The organism is Pseudomonas sp. NBRC 111131 (genome assembly GCF_001320525.1).
Classification (GTDB): domain Bacteria; phylum Pseudomonadota; class Gammaproteobacteria; order Pseudomonadales; family Pseudomonadaceae; genus Aquipseudomonas; species Aquipseudomonas ceruminis.
Window position 1 is genome coordinate 176,043 of the sequence record NZ_BCBH01000006.1, and the last position, 20,016, is coordinate 196,058.

The 20,016-nt window shown below is 63.8% G+C and carries 16 protein-coding genes and 1 pseudogene; 9 read left to right on the top strand and 8 right to left on the bottom strand.

All coding sequences use genetic code 11. The features are described from left to right. Positions 1-229 precede the first annotated feature (229 nt). The 5 genes and pseudogenes from APH34_RS08635 (at position 230) to APH34_RS30315 (ending at position 5,535) form a co-directional block, all read left to right on the top strand. On the top strand, positions 230-1,909 hold the full coding sequence (locus tag APH34_RS08635) for a DUF1631 family protein (protein WP_054900755.1): 1,680 nt from the start codon (positions 230-232) through the stop codon (positions 1,907-1,909). Positions 1,910-2,009: 100 nt separating this feature from the next. Further along, complete coding sequence (ampD, locus tag APH34_RS08640) at positions 2,010-2,582, top strand: 1,6-anhydro-N-acetylmuramyl-L-alanine amidase AmpD (protein WP_054900756.1); 573 nt, start codon at positions 2,010-2,012, stop codon at positions 2,580-2,582. Next, on the top strand, positions 2,579-3,409 hold the full coding sequence (ampE, locus tag APH34_RS08645) for a regulatory signaling modulator protein AmpE (RefSeq protein ID WP_054900757.1): 831 nt from the start codon (positions 2,579-2,581) through the stop codon (positions 3,407-3,409). Before ampD ends, ampE begins: the two co-directional genes overlap by 4 nt. A gap of 1,064 nt (positions 3,410-4,473) precedes the next feature. Next, positions 4,474-4,677, top strand: a pseudogene (locus APH34_RS30310) (HAMP domain-containing protein); the annotation flags it as partial. Between the two features lie 153 nt (positions 4,678-4,830). Then, the gene (locus APH34_RS30315) at positions 4,831-5,535 is read left to right on the top strand and encodes a methyl-accepting chemotaxis protein (protein ID WP_371263301.1); all 705 of its coding nucleotides are present in this window, start codon (positions 4,831-4,833) and stop codon (positions 5,533-5,535) included. A gap of 115 nt (positions 5,536-5,650) precedes the next feature. Here the strand turns inward: APH34_RS30315 and APH34_RS08655 are convergent, their stop codons facing one another. Then, positions 5,651-6,427 (bottom strand): TatD family hydrolase, encoded by a 777-nt coding sequence (locus APH34_RS08655; RefSeq protein ID WP_054900759.1) that lies wholly within the window; start codon positions 6,425-6,427, stop codon positions 5,651-5,653. A 2-nt stretch (positions 6,428-6,429) separates the two neighbouring features. Continuing rightward, positions 6,430-7,425 carry a catabolite repressor/activator gene (gene cra / locus APH34_RS08660; protein ID WP_054900760.1) on the bottom strand — a complete coding sequence of 332 codons (996 nt, stop codon included), beginning with the start codon at positions 7,423-7,425 and terminating at the stop codon, positions 6,430-6,432. Positions 7,426-7,722: 297 nt separating this feature from the next. Between cra and ptsP the strand changes: the two genes are divergently transcribed. From ptsP to APH34_RS08675, 3 genes are read left to right on the top strand one after another with little or no spacing between them, the layout of a single operon-like run. Continuing rightward, positions 7,723-10,575 carry a phosphoenolpyruvate--protein phosphotransferase gene (gene ptsP / locus APH34_RS08665; protein WP_054900761.1) on the top strand — a complete coding sequence of 951 codons (2,853 nt, stop codon included), beginning with the start codon at positions 7,723-7,725 and terminating at the stop codon, positions 10,573-10,575. After that, positions 10,576-11,523 (top strand): 1-phosphofructokinase, encoded by a 948-nt coding sequence (pfkB, locus tag APH34_RS08670; protein WP_054900762.1) that lies wholly within the window; start codon positions 10,576-10,578, stop codon positions 11,521-11,523. Then, positions 11,520-13,259, top strand: a complete 1,740-nt coding sequence (locus APH34_RS08675) for a PTS fructose-like transporter subunit IIB (protein WP_054900763.1) — start codon at positions 11,520-11,522, stop codon at positions 13,257-13,259. The genes pfkB and APH34_RS08675 overlap by 4 nt, the downstream gene beginning before the upstream one ends. A 117-nt stretch (positions 13,260-13,376) precedes the next feature. Here the strand turns inward: APH34_RS08675 and APH34_RS08680 are convergent, their stop codons facing one another. Next, positions 13,377-13,598, bottom strand: coding sequence for a DUF3820 family protein (locus APH34_RS08680; RefSeq protein ID WP_054900787.1), 222 nt, complete (start codon positions 13,596-13,598; stop codon positions 13,377-13,379). A 199-nt stretch (positions 13,599-13,797) separates the two neighbouring features. On the opposite strand from APH34_RS08680, the gene APH34_RS08685 reads away from it, so the two are divergent. Continuing rightward, a complete protein-coding gene (locus APH34_RS08685; RefSeq protein ID WP_054900764.1) occupies positions 13,798-14,274 on the top strand; it encodes a PA2169 family four-helix-bundle protein in 477 nt (158 codons plus the stop codon). Here APH34_RS08685 and APH34_RS08690 read toward each other — a convergent pair. The 5 genes from APH34_RS08690 to APH34_RS08710 form a co-directional block, all read right to left on the bottom strand. Beyond that, complete coding sequence (locus tag APH34_RS08690; protein ID WP_054900765.1) at positions 14,271-15,767, bottom strand: diguanylate cyclase; 1,497 nt, start codon at positions 15,765-15,767, stop codon at positions 14,271-14,273. The genes APH34_RS08685 and APH34_RS08690 overlap by 4 nt on opposite strands. A 188-nt stretch (positions 15,768-15,955) precedes the next feature. Further along, positions 15,956-17,290 (bottom strand): OprD family porin, encoded by a 1,335-nt coding sequence (locus APH34_RS08695; protein ID WP_054900766.1) that lies wholly within the window; start codon positions 17,288-17,290, stop codon positions 15,956-15,958. A 205-nt stretch (positions 17,291-17,495) separates the two neighbouring features. Continuing rightward, complete coding sequence (locus tag APH34_RS08700; protein WP_054900767.1) at positions 17,496-17,717, bottom strand: hypothetical protein; 222 nt, start codon at positions 17,715-17,717, stop codon at positions 17,496-17,498. Between the two features lie 246 nt (positions 17,718-17,963). After that, complete coding sequence (locus APH34_RS08705; RefSeq protein ID WP_054900768.1) at positions 17,964-19,364, bottom strand: heavy metal sensor histidine kinase; 1,401 nt, start codon at positions 19,362-19,364, stop codon at positions 17,964-17,966. Continuing rightward, on the bottom strand, positions 19,339-20,013 hold the full coding sequence (locus APH34_RS08710; protein WP_054900769.1) for a heavy metal response regulator transcription factor: 675 nt from the start codon (positions 20,011-20,013) through the stop codon (positions 19,339-19,341). Before APH34_RS08710 ends, APH34_RS08705 begins: the two co-directional genes overlap by 26 nt. Positions 20,014-20,016: the final 3 nt, after the last annotated feature.

Below are 20,016 nucleotides of genomic sequence, written 5' to 3' on the forward strand. Positions count from 1 at the left end.
GCTAGATGCCGGCGATTATAGGGCAGGGGGCGGGTCTGTACAGCCGCCATCCAGCCGAGCTTGAGCCGGGCAGCGCGGGTAAGCCCTCAAAAAACAGCGTCTTTGACGGGGCAGGCACGCGGTGCTGGCAGCAGTCGGTGTTTTTACCGATAATGGCGCCCAGTATTTGGCGTCATAGCTTTGACGATTCTTCACCCTGTTGCACACGTCGCCCAGCAAGGAGTTCGGGATGCATAAAGAAGGCAAGGTGGTGCCCTTGGCGGCTGCCACCGATCGTGGGGCGTGCACGCCCCTGCCTTGCCTCCCGGTGCTGCTCCTGCAAGTGCGCGACAAGGCGGCCTTGCAGCTGCGCCAGAGCTTGCAGGCGCTGTTCGATAACGCTGACGACACGCTGTTCGAGATGGCCGACAGGGCGGCCGACCGCTTTGACCAGAGCCTGTACTTCGAAGCCATGCGCGACGTGCGCCTCAAGCGTAAAAGCATCGAGCGGGGCTTTCTCGATACCTTCTACGATACGTTTGCCCGGATTGGCCAGGTCGACCCCCTGGCGGGCTTGGGCGCGACCGCTGCTGCGCGCAACAAGGCGCACCTGGAGCGAGCAGCGGCCATCGAGGCCATGGTCGCCCGCGTGCTGTCACGCCACGGGGTTGCCCTGGATCAGTTGAGCCTGCGCTTGCAGGCCGTGCTTGAACGCCCCTTGAGCTCGCAGCACAACCCCCTTTGCCCTGCTGCACTGTGTGGCTATTTCCTGGATGCTGGCCACAACCTGGGCGTTTGCCTGCGGGTCAAACTGGTCCTGCTGACACTGTTCGAGCGTTATGTGCTGCGTGACATCGACCTGCTGTATGGCGAGGCCAACCTGTTACTGGCGGCCGCCGGTGTGTTGCCAGCACTTGAGCCTGCACCTCGCCGTCGCACCGAGGACCGGCGCCTGGGCGCGCGACGGATAACGGGCAACCTAGGGCCTGACGATGCCATCGGCGCGGACAGCGCCGGGCAGGCACTGTTTGCCTCGATGCAGGGCCTGCTGGCGCCAGCGCGTGGGCGAATCGCCCCGCGTTTGCAGGCGGTTGCTGCCGCCCAGCCGATCAGCAGCACCGACCTGCTGCGCTTGCTCTCGCACCTGCAGCACTATGTACCGGCCACTGTCGAAGAAGGTGATTTCGACCTCGGCCAGCAGCTTGAACAGCTGCTGTTACGGGTCAGCGTGCGCAGCGGTACCCGTCGTCGTCTCGCCACGGCGGACGAAGACATGATCAACCTGGTCGGCCTGCTGTTCGAGTCTATCCAGGCTGACGACAGCCTGTCGCTGAGCCTTCGAGCGCTGCTCGCACGCCTGCACATCCCGCTGCTCAAGGTAGCGCTGTTGGACAAAGGCCTGTTCAGCCGGGCCAGCCATCCCGCGCGGCGTCTGCTCAATGAAGTAGCCGCCACGGCGATTGGCTGGGAGAACAGCTGCGAGGGCCCGCGTGACAGCCTGCACGGGCGCGTGGAGCGCATCGTCCAGCGGCTGCTCAACGAGTTTACCGAGAACTGCGCGCTGTTCGCCGAGCTGCTCGAAGAGCTCCTCGCCTTCAGCGAGGACGAACGCCAGCGAAACGGGTTGCAGGAACACCCTGCTCGCGCTGGTGAAGCGTCCGCCTGCGCGGCGCAGCGCCTGCGTATCGGCGCCTGGGTCGAAGTGCTGGAGGACGACCTACCCTTGCGTTGCAAGCTGGTCGCGCGTATCGACAGCCGCGAGCGCCTGGTCTTCGCCAACCGCACTGGAATGAAGGTGCGTGAATGGACCACCGCAGGCTTGGCCCAGGCGTTGTGCCGTGGCGAGGTACGTCTGCTCGATGACGGGCTGCTGTTCGAGCGCACGTTGGAAACAGTGCTCGAAGGGTTGCGACAGCAGTTGGTTCATTGAGCCCGCACCGCTTTGCCGTCATTACAATGATTCACATGCAAAGGGCTGCATGCGCGAGGCATACTGCTGGTCTGTACCCGGTGCTTTCAGGATCTGCCCCATGCTATTGGACCGTGCCACTGGCTGGTTCCACGGAAACGGAATCACCCACTGCCCATCGCCAAATTTCAATGCCCGCCCTGAAGGTGAATCGATCTCGCTGCTGGTAATCCACAATATCAGCCTGCCGCCTGCCTGCTTCGGCAGTGGCAAGGTCCAGCAATTCTTTCAGAATCGCCTGGACCCCAACGAGCATCCCTACTTTGCCAGCATCAGCCACCTGACCGTATCGGCGCACCTTTTCGTCGAGCGCGACGGCACGGTGACCCAGTTCGTATCGCTGCTTGACCGCGCCTGGCATGCCGGCGTGTCGTGTTTCGCCGGGCGTGACGGCTGTAACGACTTCTCTATCGGTATCGAGCTGGAAGGCACCGATGATCTGCCCTACACCGATGCCCAATACCAGGTGCTGGAGCAGCTCACCCGGCAGATCCAGGCCGCCTTTCCGGCCATCGACCTGGGCCGTATCCAGGGGCACAGCGACATCGCCCCGCAACGCAAGACCGACCCCGGCCCTGCGTTCGACTGGCAGCGCTACCGCAGCGCGGTGAAGAACCACGAGGACAAGGCATGAGCTTTCTGGTGTTGATACTGGCGTTGTGGGTGGAGAAATTCTCTGCCCTGCGCCAACAGGTGCAACGGGACGGTTTTTTCCTGGGCGAGCTGGTGCGCCTTGAACGCAGCGGCAAGGTTCATCCTTGGTTGACCCTGGCCATCCTGGTGTTGGCGCCCATCGCGTTGTTGGTGCTACTGCTGTACGTGCTCGACCCGGTAGCCTATGGCCTGCTGGCCTTGCCGGTGCACCTGCTGGTATTGATCTACAGCCTGGGCCGTGGCGATGCCAAAGCCGCACTGGGGCCGTTCCGCGATGCGTGGCGGCGTGGTGACGAGCAGGCCGCGCTGCATGTGGCCGAGCGTGATCTGGGCCTGGCGGCTGACGAGCCGGCAGGGTTGCTGGTACGGGTGCAGGGTTATCTGCTGTGGCAGGCCTACCAGAGTTTCTTCGCCGTGATCTTCTGGTACTTCGTGCTGGGCCCGGCTGCGGCGCTGGCCTATCGGCTGTTGGCCTTGACCGCCGAGCACAGCGGGCAACCTGCGCTGCAGGGCCGTGCCAAACAGCTGCGGCACATCATGGACTGGCTGCCGGTGCGGGTGCTGGCACTGAGCTTCGCGCTGGTGGGCAATTTCGTCGCTGTGACGCGGGTGATGTTGCACGAACTGCTCAACGGGCATATCAGCGCAGCGCACCTGGTAGCCCGTGTCGGGCGGATTGCCGATGATATCCCCGAGCAAGAGGACGGCCAGCGTGGCCTCGGCCGGCTGGATAGTCTGTGGGAGCTGCTGCTGCGGTGCGCGGTGCTGTGGTACGCCGGGTTTGCGTTGTGGACGGTGCTGGTCTGACATCCGGGCCGGCTCCGGTTAACCTTAAGTTACAAACCTCCGATTCGATCTGCGCTATACAGGTGGCCTAGTGCTACCCCTCGCAGAACAACAAGAATCCAAGGAGGTGCCCCGTGAAGCGTTTGCTCTACCCGGCCATTGCACTGATGAACCGGCTGAGCTTCGGCCAGAAGTTCAGCCTCATCAGCGTCCTGTTCTTCCTGCCCTTGCTGGCGACCAGCTTCTACCTGGTGCGCGATGCCTATCAGCAGTTCCAGACCACACGCGCCGAACTGCAGGGCATTGCCCCGTTGAGCGCCAGCCTGGCCCTGCGTGCAGACCTGGAAACCCTCGGCAACCTCCTGCAAATCAATGCTGTCCTCGGTCAGTCGGGCCAGGCCGGTGATCTGGAGCCGCGCATTGCTGCCCTGCAGGACAAGGCCCAGGCGCACATGCAGGCGCTGCAAGGCAACGCCGCAGTGCCACAGGCCACGCTGGATGAACTGACGCAGGCATTTGCCAGTGCTCGGGCCGAATCGTCCTTGCAGAACAAGACCGCGCTGTTCGACAAACTGTTGGCACAGGCACAGGTCCTGGGCAAACAGGTGGCCAGCCAGTCCGGGCTGAGCCAGGACAACCAGGCATCGGTGAGGCAGTTGAGCGAGGTGCTGGGCACCGCTACGGCCCAGGTCACCCAGACCCTGGGCGAGGGCAGGACGATGGGGGCCATTGCGCTTGGCCGTGGCTTTATCGATTCGGCGGGCAGTGCCCGCTTCGAAGACTTGCTGCAGCGCCTGGAACGACTGGGGGCGGACTATGCGCTGCGACTGGACGATGCCTTGGTCGACGATGCTGTCGCCAGGCGGGGGCTGGCTGCCGCGGTGCAAGGCAGCTTGGCGTCGGTCAAACAGGCGGCGACAGTGTTCGAGGATCAGGTGGTGGTGGCCGAAACCCTGGACTCACCCTGGGCCGCATTCTATGAGCAAACCAGCCAGCTGATCGGGCAGACTTACCGCCTCAACGAGGCCATCCTCGTTCAGTTGCAGGGCCAATTGCAGCAGCGCCTGGGCGAACAACAACAGCGCATGACCGCGCTTGTCGCAGTGCTGGCCAGTGTGTTCGTGCTGATCATTTACCTGTACAGCGGCTTCTACGTTTCCACCCAAGCAACGCTGCGCACGCTAGGCAGCGCCATGGACAAGGTGGCCTCTGGCGACATGACGGTGACGTTCCAGGCACACAGCCGCGATGAGCTGGGCGAACTCGGCGAAGGCTTCAGCGAAACCGTGCGCCGCATCCGTGGCCTGATCGATCAGGTCGGCCGTACCGTGGTGGCGGTCGAAGATCAGGCGGTGCAAGTGCTGGCCATCTCGGCGCGCAGTAACCAGGCGATTGGCGGGCAGCGCGAACAGATCGAGCATGTGGCCACGGCCATGAACCAGATGAGCGCCACAGCCCTTGAGGTGGTGCGCAGTGCGGCCTTGGCGGCAGACGGCGCACAGCAGGTCAGCCAGGAGGGCGCCAGTGGGCGTGGCTTGATCGAGAGCCAGCAAAGTGGGATCGGTCGCCTGGCATCGGAGATCGACCAGACCGTGGAGGTGGTGAACCAGTTGGCAGGCCACAGCCAGGCCATTGGCCGAGTGCTGGAAGTGATCCGCAGTATCGCCGAGCAGACCAACCTGCTGGCGCTCAATGCCGCCATCGAGGCGGCGCGGGCCGGTGAGCAGGGGAGAGGGTTTGCGGTGGTGGCCGATGAAGTGCGCACCTTGGCCCGGCGCACCCAAGACTCGACCGAGGAGATCGCGCAGATGATCCAGCACCTGCAGTCGGGTGTCGGCGCGGCGGTGGCTGCAATGGGCAGCAGCCATCGGATGGCCGCAGGCACCGTGGGCGAGGCCCATCAAGTACAGCAGGCATTGGCCAACATCCTCTCGGCGGTGGGCGGTATCGTTGAACAGAACCAGCAAATTGCGGCGGCTGTCGAGCAGCAGAAGGCTGTCGCGCACGGTATCGACCAGCACATCGTGGCCATCAATTGCTCGGCACAGGATACCGCGCAAGGGGCCTGCCAGACCGAGAGTGCCAGCCGTGTATTGCTGGATCAGGTGTCTACCTTGAAGGGGTTGATGGCGGTGTTCCGGGTCTAGGCGGCGGTCTAGGCCCAGGGGCAGCGCCGACCCATGGCGGGACCAGATCGGCAACGGTGAACAAGAGCGACAACCTCAGGTAGGGCGCTGCCGCAGGATGGATGTCGGCAGCGCGTTACCAGCCGAATACATCACAGGTGTTGCGGTAGGTGGCCTGGCTGAGCTGGTGTAGGTCGATGCCTGCCAGTTCGGCCAGTGCCTGGGCAATTTCTGGTAGGTGCTCGGGGCTGTTGCGTTGGCCGGCGAACATCGAAGGTGGCATGTCTGGCGCGTCGGTTTCCAGCACGATGCTGTCCAACGGCAACTGCTTGACCGTTCTGCGCAGGCGCAATGCCTGGGGCCAGGTAGCAGCGCCACCCAGGCCGAGTTTGAACCCGAGCTTGATGTATTCTCGTGCTTCCTCGTAACTGCCTGCAAACGCATGAATGATGCCGGCGCGTGCCGGCTTGTAGCGCTTGAGCGTGGCGATCACCTGAGCGTGGCTGCGCCTTACATGGAGCAGCGACGGCAGTTGAAAATCGCAGGCCATCTGTAACTGAGACTCGAACAGCGCTTGTTGGCGTTGTTTGTCCAGTTCAGGCAGAAAGTAGTCCAGGCCGAACTCACCCACCGCACAGAGCCGCGGGTCCTGGTGCAGGCGCTCGAGCCAACCTCTTAACGCGACGAGGTGTTCCGCGCGGTGCTGCTCCAGGTAGACCGGGTGTAGCCCCAGCGCCGCAGGCAGGCGCTCATCGGCGCATGCCAGATCCCATACCCGCTGGAAATTCGCCTGATACACCCCCAGCACCACCATGCGTTCCACCCCTCGCGCTGCCGCGTTGGCCAGCAGGCGCGGGCGGTCGGCGTCGAAGTCAGGGAAGTCCAGGTGGGTGTGGGTGTCGATCAGGCGCATGATCAGGCCGCTGCGATGCGTTGCTTGAAGGTTCGACCGATGGCATGCACGCCGGGTTCGTAACGTTTGCCTTCGATCGCTGCCAGGGCCAGTTCCAGGGCGGTGGCGGCGATCAGGCCGTGTTGCTGGGCCATGGCATTGACTGGCAGCGGCAGGAAGTCGAGCAACTGGTTGTCGCCGAAGGTGCCCAGCTGCAGTTGGCGCGAGTCCGCCGGGCGCGCCTGCAAGGTATCGAATACGCCTTGCAGCAGCACATAGGAGGTGGTCACCAGTGCATCGGGCAGGCCGCCAAGTTCCTCGAGCAATTGCTGCATCAGGCGTTGGCCGCAATCGCGGCTGAAAGCTTCGCCCTGATAGCGACGGACCTCACCGGTGAACCCTTGGAGGGCTTCGTCAAAGCCGCCGGCGCGGGCCTGGCTGACCGACAGTTCCGGGCGTGCACCGATCAGCGCGATGCTGCGTGGCCTGGTGGCCAGCAGGCTCTCGGTCAACTGGCGGCTGGCGTCGCGGTCGTCGCTGATGACCGAACAGAAATGGGCCGGGTCCAGGCGCCGGTCGATGGCGATCACCGGCAGGCCCTTGTCTTGCAGGTCCCGGTAGCTGTCGTCTTCTGGTGGCAGGCAACTGGCGACGAACAAGGCGTCGCAGCGGCGGGCGCGGAACAATTGCTGCAGCTGGCGCTCACTGTCGGGCTGGTCATCGCTGCTGGCGATCAGCAGCTGGTAACCACGGGCACGGGCGCCCTGTTCAAGTTGTTTGGCAATACGCGCGTAGCTGGGGTTCTCCAGATCCGGGAGAATGAAACCCAAGGTACGGGTATGTCGGCTGCGCAGGCCCGCAGCCTGCGGGTTGGGTGTGAAGCCATGGGCCTCGACCACGGCACGCACCCGTTCGACAGTGCTGCTGCTGATGCGCTGTTGTTCGGCCTTGCCATTGATGACGTAGCTGGCAGTGGTTACGGACACACCAGCCAGACGGGCGATATCGCTGAGTTTCACCGAATTTTCCTTGTTATTACCGGGGCTGGCCATGGGGCCAGACCGGATAGTTTGACCCGGCCAGGCCGCCACGCGCAGGCGACCATTGTCGCAATTGTCCGACAGGATGGGGCTTTTTCCCCGGAAGATTATCGAGTAACGTGGCCGCTTGGTCAGATTAAACGTTTCAGCTGATAAATTTTCTGCCTCGGCTGCCGCCTGTACAAGGCCGTTGAACTGGCTGATTACGTGAATTTCACAACAATACCTCAGTACCTGGCGCAAATGCGCAAACCGGGGCTGCAAAAGGAGAAGGTCATGCTCGAGCTCGCCAAAGAGCAGATAGCCATGGGCCAGACGGCTGCCGACAAAGCCGAGGCGTTGCGCCTGCTGGCCGATCGCCTGGTCGCCGACGGCCTGGTCGCACAAGGGTATCTGGAGGGGTTGCAGGCGCGTGAGGCGCAAGGCTCCACCTTCCTTGGCCAGGGCATTGCCATCCCCCATGGCACCCCGCAGACCCGTGAGCTGGTGTTTGCCACCGGGGTGCGCCTGTTGCAGTTTCCTGACGGCGTGGACTGGGGCGATGGCCAGATCGTCTACCTGGCCATCGGTATTGCCGCACGCTCCGACGAACACCTGCGTCTGTTGCAGTTGCTGACCCGTGCCCTGGGCGAGACTGACCTGGCCGAGGCACTGCGCCGGGCGAGCTCCGCCGAGGCCCTGCTCAAACTGCTGCAAGGCGCACCGCAGGCGCTGGCGCTGGATGCGCAACTGGTCGCCCTGAACCTGCCTGCTGAGGACTTTGACGAACTGGCCTGGCGCGGCGCCCGCCTGCTACAGCGTGCCGGGTGCGTCGACAGCGGCTTTGCCGCGGTGTTGCAACAGGCCGAGCCCTTGCCCCTGGGCGAGGGCCTGTGGTGGCTGCACAGCGAGCGCCAGGTACGCCAGCCCGGCCTGGCGTTCATTACACCGCAGCAGCCGCTGCGTTATCGCGAGCAGCCGCTCAATGGTCTGTTCTGCCTGGCCAGCCTGGGCGCGGCTCACCAGGCGTTGCTTGAGCGGCTGTGCGAAGTGCTGATCGAAGGGCGTGGGCAGACGCTCTACCAGGCCACCAGCAGCCGTGCGGTGCTTGAGGTGCTGGGCGGTGAGGCGCCGCCCGATTGGCCCAGTGCGCGTACCGTGCTGGCCAACCCGCATGGCTTGCATGCCCGCCCGGCCAAGGTTCTGGCGCAGTTGGCCAAAGGCTTCGAGGGCGACATTCGCCTGCGTGTGCTCGACAGCGGGCAGCCGGCGGTGTCGGTCAAGAGCTTGAGCAAGCTGCTCAGCCTCGGCGCACGGCGTGGGCAGGCGCTTGAACTGCTGGCCGAACCGTCCATTGCCAGCGATGCCTTGCCAGTGCTGCTGGCGGCGATTGAACAAGGCCTGGGTGAGGACGTGGACCCCCTGCCGCCAACCATTGCGCCGGTCGCCATCGCCCCGGTCGAGGTGCTGCAGGCACCCGCTGCGGGCAGTTGCCTCCAGGCCGTGGGCGCGGCCCCGGGGATTGCCAGTGGGCCCGCCCATGTCTGTGTGCAGCGTGATATCGACTACCCGCTCCGTGGCGAATCGCCGGCCCAGGAGCGCCTCAAGCTGCGTCGTGCACTGGATGAGGTGAACAGCGAATTGCAGGCGTTGGTGCAGCGCAGCGACAGGGCCGTTGGCGAGATCTTCGTCACCCATCAGGAAATGCTCGCCGACCCGGCGCTGGCTGACGATGTCGAACTGCGCCTGGCCCAGGGTGAAAGCGCGGCGGCGGCGTGGATGGCTGTCATCGAAGCAGCGGCTCGGCAGCAGGAGGCACTGCACGATGCCCTGCTTGCTGAACGTGCAGCTGACCTGCGTGACATCGGCCGTCGGGTATTGGCGCAGCTGTGCGGTATTCAGGCCCAGGCCGAACCTGACCAACCCTACATACTGGTGATGGAAGAGGTCGGGCCCTCTGACGTCGCCCATCTGGACCCTGCGCGAGTGGCGGGCATCGTGACCGCCCAGGGTGGCGCCACGGCGCACAGCGCGATCGTGGCGCGGGCCTTGGGCATCCCTGCGGTGGTCGGCGCGGGGCTCGCTGTACTCCTGCTGGAAGCCGGCACGCCGCTGCTGATCGACGGCCAGCGCGGCAGGGTCACCGTTGCGCCTGCCGCCGATGACTTGCAACGCGCGTTGGCCGAGCGCGACCAACGCGAACAACGCCTGCAAGCGGCCTGGGCTCACCGCCACGAACCCGCGGTCACCCGCGATGGCCGCGCGGTTGAAGTGTTCGCCAACATCGGCCAGAGCAGCGGCATCGACACGGTGGTGGAGCAGGGCGCCGAAGGCGTTGGCTTGCTGCGCACCGAGCTGATTTTCATGGCTCATCCGCAGGCGCCGGACGTGGCCACGCAGGAAGCCGAATACCGCCGTGTGCTCGATGGCCTGGGCGGGCGTCCCCTGGTTGTGCGCACCCTCGATGTGGGGGGCGACAAACCCTTGCCCTACTGGCCGATCGCTGCCGAGGAAAACCCCTTCCTCGGTGTGCGGGGGGTACGCCTGACCCTGCAACGGCCACAGATCATGGAGGATCAGTTGCGCGCCTTGCTGCGTGCCGCCGACCAGCGTCCGTTGCGGATCATGTTCCCGATGGTCGGCCAGGTCCACGAGTGGCGCGAGGCACGGGCGCTGGTCCAGCGCTTGCGCGAGGACATCCCGGTCGCCGACCTGCAGCTGGGCATCATGGTCGAAGTGCCGTCCGCCGCCTTGCTGGCGCCGCAACTGGCCCGTGAAGTGGACTTCTTCAGCATCGGCACCAACGACCTGACCCAATACACCTTGGCCATCGACCGTGGCCACCCGAGCCTGTCGGCCCAGGCCGACGGCCTGCACCCGGCAGTGTTGAGCCTGATCGACATGACCGTGCGCGCCGCCCACGCTGAAGGCAAGTGGGTGGGTGTTTGCGGTGAACTGGCCGCAGACCCGCAAGCTGTGCCTGTACTGCTGGGGCTGGACGTTGACGAACTGAGCGTGGCCGCCCGTAGCATTGCCGAAGTCAAGGCCCTGGTTCGCCAGGCCGATCATCAAACGGCCCGCGCCCTGGCGCGCGAAGCCTTGCAACAAGACAGCGCCGCAGCGGTTCGCGCGCTGGTGGAGCGTTACTGAATGGCCAAGATTCTCACCCTCACCCTCAACCCGGCGCTGGACATTACTGTTGGCCTCGACACCCTGCGCCCCGGGCACGTCAACCGGGGCCAGGCGCAGCACAGCCATGCCGCCGGCAAGGGGCTGAACGTGGCCCAGGTGTTGTCCGACCTGGGGCACAGTGTGACCGTTGGGGGGTTCCTTGGCCGGGACAACCTGCAGCCGTTCGAGGCGCTGATCGACTGGCGCGGCTTCGCCGACTGCTTCGTCCGTGTACCGGGCGAGACGCGCAGCAACCTCAAACTGGTCGAAGCCGATGGCCGGGTGACTGATATCAACGGGCAAGGGCCGCAGATCGATGAGGCCGCCCGCACCGCCCTGCTGCGCTGCCTCGAGCAACGGGCACCTGGGCACGATGCCGTGGTGGTGGCGGGGAGCCTGCCGCGCGGGATCAGTGCCGAGTGGTTCCGGCAGTTGCTCGAGCAGTTGAAGGCCCAAGGGCTGAAGGTGGCCCTCGACAGCAGCGGCGAGGCGCTGCGGGCCGGCTTGCAGAGCGTGCCCTGGCTGGTCAAACCGAACACCGAGGAGCTTGGCGAAGTACTTGGCCTGGCTGTGCACAGCGCCGCCGAACAGCGCGCTGCCGCGCAGCGCTTGTTGGCCACGGGGGTCGAGCATGTAGTGGTATCGGCCGGTGAGCAGGGCGTCAGTTGGTTCGCCCCAGGCCACGCGCTGCATGCCCGGCCGCCAAAGGTGCGCGTTGCAAGCACCGTGGGCGCAGGTGACTCACTGGTTGCAGGAATGGTCCATGGGTTGCTGCTGGCCGAAGCGCCAGCGCAGACCTTGCGCCGTGCCACGGCCATCGCCGCCCAGGCCGTAACCCAGGTCGGCTTCGGCATCCGTGACCGTGAGCAACTGGCGCGCTTTGAGGCGGCCGTGCACCTGGCAGAACAACAAGAGGGTTGCCGATGAACATAGCCATCGTTACTGCCTGCCCGAATGGGCAGGTCTCCAGCGTGCTGAGTGCGCGCTTGCTGGCGGCCGCCGCTCAGCGCCGAGGCTGGAAGACCTGCGTCGAAGTGCAGGATGCCGAGCATCCCGAACGCCAGCTGACGCCCGCGCAAGTGGCCGATGCCGACTGGGTGCTGGTGGTCAGCACCGGCCCGGTGGACCTGGGCCGCTTTGCAGGCAAACGCCTGTACCAAAGCACCCCAGCGCAGGCATTGGCCGACCGCGACGGCTTTCTCGACGAAGCAGCGACCAGGGCTCAGGTACAGCCGGCCTTGTCGACCCGCGATCTGCCACCTGCCGCCAAGGTTGCGCGCATCGTTGCCATCACGGCCTGCCCGACGGGTGTGGCGCATACCTTCATGGCCGCCGAAGCATTGCAGCAAGCGGCGCAGCAGCTGGGCTACCAGCTCACGGTGGAGACGCAAGGTTCGGTTGGCGCACGCAACCCGTTGTCGGCCCAAGCCATCGCCGATGCCGACGTGGTACTACTGGCCGCCGACATCGAAGTGCCCACGGCACGTTTTGCCGGCAAACGCATTTACCGATGCGGCACCGGCATCGCGCTCAAGCAGGCGCGCGCCACATTGGACAGGGCACTGGCCGAGGGCAAGGTGGAAAGCGCCGTTAACGGCGCAGCCGCGGCCAGCGCCAGCAAGCCCGAGAAGACGGGGGTCTACAAGCACCTGCTGACAGGGGTTTCGTTCATGCTGCCGATGGTGGTGGCCGGCGGCTTGCTGATTGCCCTGTCGTTCGTCTTCGGCATCGAGGCATACAAGGAGCCGGGTACCTTGCCGGCAGCATTGATGCAGATTGGTGGCGAGGCCGCCTTCAAGTTGATGGTGCCGCTGCTGGCGGGCTATATCGCCTGGTCGATCGCCGACCGCCCGGGCCTTGCCCCTGGCATGATCGGTGGCCTGTTGGCCAGCACCCTGGGTGCTGGTTTCATTGGCGGCATCGTTGCAGGTTTTCTGGCCGGTTACAGCGCCAAGGCCATTGCCCGCTGGGCACGGCTGCCCAGCAGCCTGGACGCGCTCAAACCGATTCTGATCATTCCGCTGCTGGCCAGCCTGTTCACTGGGCTGGTGATGATCTACGTGGTCGGCCAGCCGGTGGCGGCCATGCTCGTAGGCCTGACACACTTTCTCGACAGCATGGGTACCACCAACGCCATTCTCCTCGGGCTGTTGCTCGGCGGCATGATGTGCGTGGACCTGGGCGGCCCGATCAACAAGGCGGCCTACGCGTTTTCGGTGGGGCTGCTGGCGTCATCGAGCTACGCACCGATGGCGGCGACCATGGCTGCAGGCATGGTGCCGCCGATCGGCTTGGGCATTGCCACATTCCTGGCACGTCGCAAGTTCGCTCAGAGCGAGCGCGAGGCCGGCAAGGCGGCGTTGGCACTGGGCTTGTGCTTCATTTCCGAAGGAGCGATCCCCTTCGCCGCCAAGGACCCCCTGCGGGTGATCCCGGCAAGTGTCGCCGGGGGCGCGTTGACTGGGGCGCTGTCGATGTACTTCGGCTGCAAGCTGATGGCGCCCCATGGCGGGCTGTTCGTGCTGCTGATCCCCAATGCGATCAACCATGCGTTGCTGTACCTGCTGGCGATCGTTGCGGGTAGCCTGCTGACGGCGGTGGTGTATGCGCTGATCAAGAAGAGTGAGCGGGTGGAGCTGGCGGTGGCACCTGTTAACCCGTGAGAGCAACGGGCTTGCCCAACGTCTAAAGGGTGTCGCAATTTCTGTGGGCGCGGGCTTGCCCCGCGAACACCGGCGAAGCCGGTGCCAACCACCGCGTTACCTCGGAGCCCGCCGCCGCTAGCGCCGATGCTTCTGCCGTAACGGCACCAGCAGATCCCCCAGCCCGTTGTGGTCGATCTCGTGCATCAACGCCAGTAACCCGCCCAGCTCCCCCGTTGGAAACCCCTTGCGCGCAAACCACGCCAGGTAGTCGCCCGGCAGGTCGGCAATGATTCGGCCCTGGTATTTGCCAAACGGCATCGTGCGCGTGACCAGCAGTTCGAGGGTTTCCGGTTTCATCGGCAGTGCCTGGCAAGGGAAATGCGCCGACCATACTGCAATCTGCACGAGCGCCCAAGCGGCAATCATGCAGAACGCCGGTTTTCGCTGTAGTGCCTGTATGCATAACTATCTGATTTAAATACACTTTTTTGTATTGAGGCGCTTGGCACGAAGGCTGCTCCTGTTTAAGCACTATCACCTGCCAAGGAGTTAAGCCATGAGCAACCCCAACAAAGATGTGATCGATGTGCTCAATGACCTTATCGAGTACAGCAAGGACGGCGAGAAGGGCTTCAAAGCTTCGGCCGATGATGTGAAAAACTCGGAACTCAAGGCATTCTTCGTGCAGCGTGCGGGCGAATGCGCCAATGCTGCAAGCGAACTGCAAAGTGAGGTACGCCGCTTGGGTGGCGACCCGGAAACTTCTACCAGCATCAGCGGTGACATGCACCGTGGCTGGGTCAACCTCAAGTCGATGCTGACCGGCAAAGATGAAGAAGCGGTGCTCAATGAGGTCGAGCGCGGCGAAGATCATGCGCTCAAAGCCTACAAAGAGGCGCGAGAAAAACTGGTCAAGCTGGGCCGTACGGGTACTGACCAGAGCTACACCCTGGTCGAGAAGCAGCTGCAAGGCGTTCAGCGTAATCATGACCAGGTCAAAGCACTGCGCAACGCAGCCCGCGCTCGCTCCTAGTCTGCAGGGCCTTCTACCCGGTTACGGCCATTGGCTTTAGCCCGGTAGAGCGCCTCGTCCGCGGCACCCAGCACCTGGGCAAGGTCCTGTTGGGTGCCCGGGGTGTGGACGCCGATGCCGATGCTGACCGTTACCCCACGGGCATCATCGGCAAACGGCGTCAACGCTTCGACACTAGCGCGAATGCGTTCAGCCAATAGCCGTGCGCCGACCAATTCGGTTTCCGGCAGGATCACCTGAAACTCTTCCCCGCCATAACGCGCCGCCAGGTCGGCAGGACGGTGTATGCACCGTTCGAGGGTCTTTGCCACTTCGCGTAATGCATGGTCGCCGCCGGCGTGACCATGGCGTTGGTTGAATGCCTTGAAGTGGTCCACATCTACCATCAAGACGGCTAATGGCCTACGGTTGCGCTGGGCGCGCGCCCATTCCTGGCGCAGTACCTGATCGAGCCGGCGGCGGTTGGCCAGGCCGGTCAGGCTGTCGGTGGCGGCCAGGGTGGCCAGGCCCTGTTCGGCTTCGTGCCGGCGTCGCAGCTCGCGCCCCAGCAGCAATGTCAGCCACAGAATGCCGATACACAGTACCCCTGTTGCTGCGCTGACCACTACGGCGGTACGCCGCCACGACTGGAACACTTCATCACTGGAGTGCACCACCAGGATGATCAAAGGCAAATCGGCTACCCGGGCAAAGGAGTACATGCGCTGCGTGCCATGCACGCTCGAGCGGGCACTGAAGCTGCCGCTGCGTTCACCCAGAATCCGTTTGAAGTTGGGACGGTCGGCAAAGCGGGTACCGATCAAAGGGTCCTGCGCCCGGGAAGGCTGCCGGGCGAGCAACTGGCCGTCGGCATTGAGCAGGTTGATGCTGCTTTCTTCGCCAATATCCAAGCGTTGGAACAGCTCACTGAAATAGGACAGGCGCAACGCCCCGGCGGCCAGCCCTGCGAACGTTCCGTCCGAGCCGGAGATGCGCCGACTGAAGCTTATGCACCAGTCAAGATCCCCGAGCCGCGCCTTGAACGGCGGGCCAATCAACAACCCCAGGCCCGCGTTGCGGCGATGGGCGCGAAAAAACACGGTGTCGGCGAAGTTGGCCTGGCGCGGCGGTACGCGGGTGGAATCACCCACCACATCCCCATTGGCGTTCAGCCAGAGAATATCGCCGCGTACCGGCGCGGCGAAGGTCTGGTTGAACAGGATCTGCTGGCGCAGTGTGGGGGCTACCTGGAGTAGTTCGGGATGTTCCACAGCCCAGATCAGCCCGCGCAACGATTGGTCATAGAGTTCGACGTTGCGCAGGATGTCGCTCTCGATCAGCTGGATGATGTTGTTGGACGAGCGCACGGCCGATTGCTCGACGCTGTCGCGCTCGCGGGCAAGCAGGTAGCCGACGATGGCCACGATCGCGAGCACGGCAAGGCAGCTGCCAAGGTTCAGGATCAGCTCGGGGTGAGACCTGTAGAATGCGAAACGCGGTGATCGAGTGGGCATGCGCGTTACTGCTGAGGCAGGGCCATTTGCGGCGGCGACATTCTAGGGAAGCGGGGATTGTCGAACAAGATTTGTCCGACGGAATCACGCCGCTGGGCTGCAAGCCCATGCCCGCAGGCAGCGCATTTTCCTGGAGCAGCCGGCTTGCCCGGCAAAACGGGGGCATAGCCCCCGCCTGCGACGTTGGATCAGAACACGTTCAGTGGGTAATCCACGATCACGCGCAATTCGTCGTTGTCGCTGTTGCTGTCGATCGACGCATAGCCCTGGCTGCCGCGGTGGGTGGCATAACGTACCAACACCGACAGGTCCTTGAAGTCGCCTTCCTGGAACACATACTTCACATCCAGGTCCCGCTCCCAGTGCTTGGCGTTCTTGCCATCGACACGGTAGTAGTCGTAGTGGGTGTTGTTCTGGTCGGCCTTGGTCAGGTCCGCCTCACCGCGTGAGTACGACAGCGTGGTGCTCAGGCCGGGAATGCCGACGCCCGCAAAGTTGTAGTCATACTGCAGCTTCCACGAACGTTCGTTGGGGGCGTTGAAGTCCGAGTACATGCGCGAGTTGTCCAGGTACACGCTGTCGCCCAGGTTGATGTAGTCGAACGGCGTGTCGCCATTGACCCGCTGGTAGGCAGCGGTGACGCTGTGGTAACCGGCGTTGACCGTGAAGTGCACGCTGTAGGTGTTGTTGTCGATCTTGCCCAGCAGCGCCTGGCCCGTGTCCTGGGTGTGGTAGAAGTGCACGCCTGGGTTGAGGCTGACCAGGTCATTGACCACATAGGTGTAGTCGAAGTCAGCGTAGTACTGGTTCCAGATGTCCTTGAGCTCGGCGGCGTACAGGTTCGCGGTGATGTTTTCGGTGCCGCTCCACGAGGCGCCCGCCCAGTTCAGGTGCTTGCTCTTGTCGTGCTCGTCCAGCGCACCGTAATAGGTGTCGATGCGGCGGTGGCCGCTCTGGTTGTACGGCTTGGTGAAACTGACCTGGCCACCCTCGAGCAGCAGGCCGTCGATGCTGGTATTGGTCAGGCTCACACCGCGGAAGGTCTGCGGCAGCATGCGGGTTTCGCCGCCGGCGATCACCGGGTTGGTGAGGAACAGGTCACCGGCTTTGAGCTCGGTGTCGAATGCCTTGAGCTTGACTGCCGCGCCTGCGGTGGAAAACGCGTGCGGGGCAGCGCCCAGTTCACCGTCGTCCTTCACATGCTCAGGCAGGATGCTGGTACCGGCATGGCCGCCACCGCCATCGAGCTTCAGGCCCAGCATGGCGTGGGCATCGAGGCCAAACCCAACGGTACCGGGCGTGTAGCCGGACTCGAACCGGGCTACGGCACCCTGGCCCCACTCGCGCTTGTCGCGCACGCCAGTGTTCAGGTTGTTGCGGTTGAAGTACGCATTACGAAAATGCAGGTTGAACGACGAGCCTTCGATGAAGCCATCAGCCTTGTCTTCATCTGCCTGGGCGGCGAGGGGCATCGTTGCAGTCAATGCAATGAACAGCGGGGTAAAACGGAACGCGGAAGGCACCGGTACTAGCTCCTTTGGTCTGACGGTGGGGCAGTTTTTATTTTTGAATGTGCAACTTTCTTGTTAGGGACGTAACGGCCGGGCTGATCGTTAAAGCACATAAAAAAAGCCGCTGACTTGGCAGCGGCTTCAAGAGGCTAACATATCGACACCGACGGTGCCCATGGCGTAGCCAAGGGAAAACTGGAGCGGGAGCGATGCGCGATCAGCTATCGGCATTGGCGTCGCTGGAGACCTTCGAAGCAGTCTGTTCTGCCGCTTTTCCGGCGTCGGCCTTGTGCGCGATGGCTTCGCGGGCTTCCTGGTGAACAGCGGCAAGTTCTGCATTACGGGCAACGAACGCTGGGGATTCTTCGGCCATGGCCATGGGCGACAACAACAGGGAAGACAGAACGAAAACGCTGGCAATACCCATACTGTTGGACATTTTGAAACTACCTTCTTGCGGGGCAAGTGCTAATGGAGACAGGGCTAAAGTTAGTCCCTTCAGTGCCCCGGAAACAGCATCAGGCGCGATAAGCACTGTTGCGCAAAAGGTAACGATCGTCCTGCAAAGCAAGCGGAATTTCGCCGGAAACCCGCGTACTTGAGCACCTGCCGGGTAGGCGTTGTGGGTGGCCTTCTGTGACTCGCGGCGGCCCAAAAAAAGGAAACTGAGGTAACGTTCAGATCGCTAACGCTTGAATTCGGCCAAACGGGGCAGGCGTATCCCGAAGGTGTTCGCGCCTGCCTCGCTTTGCACAAAGACCTCACCTCCATGCATCACTGCGATCGCCTTGACGATCGCCAACCCCAACCCATGGTTGCCGCCACCGCTGTTGCTGCGCGCCGCATCCACCCGGTAGAACCGCTCGAACAACAGCGGCAGGTGTTCGTCATCGATCGCCGGCCCCGGGTTGCTCACCGCAATGCTGACCTGCTCCGGCCCGGCGTCGATAAGCACATGGATCACCTGGTTGGGCGCAGTGTGCTGCACAGCATTGTTCAACAGGTTGATCAGTGCCCGGCGCAGCTGCGCTTTCTCGATGGGGGCCTGGGCATCGCCGCTGACGGTGACGCTGACCTGCGCGTCTTCAAGGATGTAATCCAGGTAGTCGAGGGTCGTGGCGACTTCCTCGGCCAGTGACGCCTGGGTCAAGGCGGTGGCCTTGCTGCCCTGGTCGGCGCTGGCCAGGAACAGCATGTCGTTGATGATGCTGCGCAGGCGTTCAAGCTCTTCGAGGTTCGACTGCAGTACCTCGAAGTAATGTTCGGCGCTGCGCCCGCGGGTGAGGGCGACCTGGGTCTGGCCGATCAGGTTGGTCAGCGGTGAGCGCAGTTCATGGGCGACGTCTGCGTTGAACGCCTCCAGCCGTGAATAAGCCTGGCTGACCCGGTCGAGGGCAATGTTGAAGGCGCCGGCGAACTGGGCCAGTTCCGGTGCCAGGTCAGCGGTCTGCAGCCGGCCATCCAGGCGCGGCGGGGCCAAGGCCTGGGCCTCATTGGACAGCGCACGCAGGGGGCGCAGGCCAATGCGAGCTACCCAGTAGCCCAGCACCGAGGCCAGCAGAACACCAAGCACCGCCAAACCTACGATGGCCACCAGCAGGCTGTGCTGCGCCTGCCAGAAGGTTTCGGTGTCGATGCCGATCAGGAAGCGCAGCGCCGGGCGGTCGGCCAGCGGGGGCAGTTCGCTGACCAATACCTTGTAAGGGTAAGGGCGGTCGGGCAGACGCAGGTCGCGCATGCCTTGCGGCCCTTCAGCGAAGGCGCGGACCAGTTCGCTGGGGTGGCCGTATTCGAAGGCAGGGTTGCTGCCCACCACCCAAAAGCGGATGCGCCTGTCTTCTTCACTGAGCAGGTTGAGCTTGTTGCTGACCTTGGCCCAGTGCTCAGGGGTACCAAAGCGGTTGAGGGTGGATTCGAGCACGCTGAAGCGTGCGTCCAGTTCGGCCGCCGGCAACAGGTCGAGGCTGCGGTCGACCTGGCGATACAGCGCCGTGCCGATCAGCAGGAACACCCCCATCGCTACCAGGATGAACAGCGCCGACAGGCGCAGCGCGATAGAGTTAACCGGCACGGTTTTCCAGGACATAGCCCATGCCTCGGATGGTGTGCAGCAACTTATTGTCGAACGGCCCGTCGAGCTTGGCACGCAGGCGCTTGATGGCCACTTCGACGACATTGGCGTCGCTGTCGAAGTTGATATCCCAGACCAGCTCGGCAATCGCCGTCTTGGAAAGGATCTCGCCCTGGCGCCGGGCCAGCACACTGAGTAGCGAGAATTCCTTGGCGGTCAATTCCAGGCGTTGGCCAGCGCGGGTGGCCTTGCGCGCCATCAAATCGATCCACAGGTCGCCCACCTGCACCTGCAACGGTTCGTGGCTGCTGCTGCGGCGAGTCAGGGCTTGCAAGCGTGCCACCAGTTCGAGAAAAGAGAACGGCTTGCCCAGGTAGTCGTCGGCACCTTCGCGCAGACCGTGGATGCGGTCTTCGACGCGCTCGCGGGCGGTGAGCATGATCACCGGGGTCTGCTTGCGTGCGCGCAGGGCGCGCAACACACCATAGCCATCAAGGCCCGGTAGCATCACGTCGAGCACGATCACGGCGTAGTCGCCTTCCAGGGCCAGGTGCAAGCCGTCGATACCGTCGCGCGCCAGGTCGACCGTGAAGCCTTGCTCGCTCAGGCCGCGGTGCAGGTAGTCGGCGGTTTTCTCTTCGTCTTCGATGATCAGCACACGCATGGT

Coding starts and splice junctions, on each gene's coding strand:
- APH34_RS08705 (WP_054900768.1), bottom strand. CDS start 19,364: ATGTCCTGGAAAACCGTGCCGGTTAACTCTATCGCGCTGCGCCTGTCG.
- APH34_RS08635 (WP_054900755.1), top strand. CDS start 230: ATGCATAAAGAAGGCAAGGTGGTGCCCTTGGCGGCTGCCACCGATCGT.
- APH34_RS08675 (WP_054900763.1), top strand. CDS start 11,520: ATGAACATAGCCATCGTTACTGCCTGCCCGAATGGGCAGGTCTCCAGC.
- ampE (WP_054900757.1), top strand. CDS start 2,579: ATGAGCTTTCTGGTGTTGATACTGGCGTTGTGGGTGGAGAAATTCTCT.
- APH34_RS30315 (WP_371263301.1), top strand. CDS start 4,831: ATGAGCGCCACAGCCCTTGAGGTGGTGCGCAGTGCGGCCTTGGCGGCA.
- APH34_RS08680 (WP_054900787.1), bottom strand. CDS start 13,598: ATGAAACCGGAAACCCTCGAACTGCTGGTCACGCGCACGATGCCGTTT.
- APH34_RS08710 (WP_054900769.1), bottom strand. CDS start 20,013: ATGCGTGTGCTGATCATCGAAGACGAAGAGAAAACCGCCGACTACCTG.
- APH34_RS08700 (WP_054900767.1), bottom strand. CDS start 17,717: ATGTCCAACAGTATGGGTATTGCCAGCGTTTTCGTTCTGTCTTCCCTG.
- APH34_RS08655 (WP_054900759.1), bottom strand. CDS start 6,427: ATGCGCCTGATCGACACCCACACCCACCTGGACTTCCCTGACTTCGAC.
- APH34_RS08685 (WP_054900764.1), top strand. CDS start 13,798: ATGAGCAACCCCAACAAAGATGTGATCGATGTGCTCAATGACCTTATC.
- pfkB (WP_054900762.1), top strand. CDS start 10,576: ATGGCCAAGATTCTCACCCTCACCCTCAACCCGGCGCTGGACATTACT.
- APH34_RS08690 (WP_054900765.1), bottom strand. CDS start 15,767: ATGCCCACTCGATCACCGCGTTTCGCATTCTACAGGTCTCACCCCGAG.
- ampD (WP_054900756.1), top strand. CDS start 2,010: ATGCTATTGGACCGTGCCACTGGCTGGTTCCACGGAAACGGAATCACC.
- ptsP (WP_054900761.1), top strand. CDS start 7,723: ATGCTCGAGCTCGCCAAAGAGCAGATAGCCATGGGCCAGACGGCTGCC.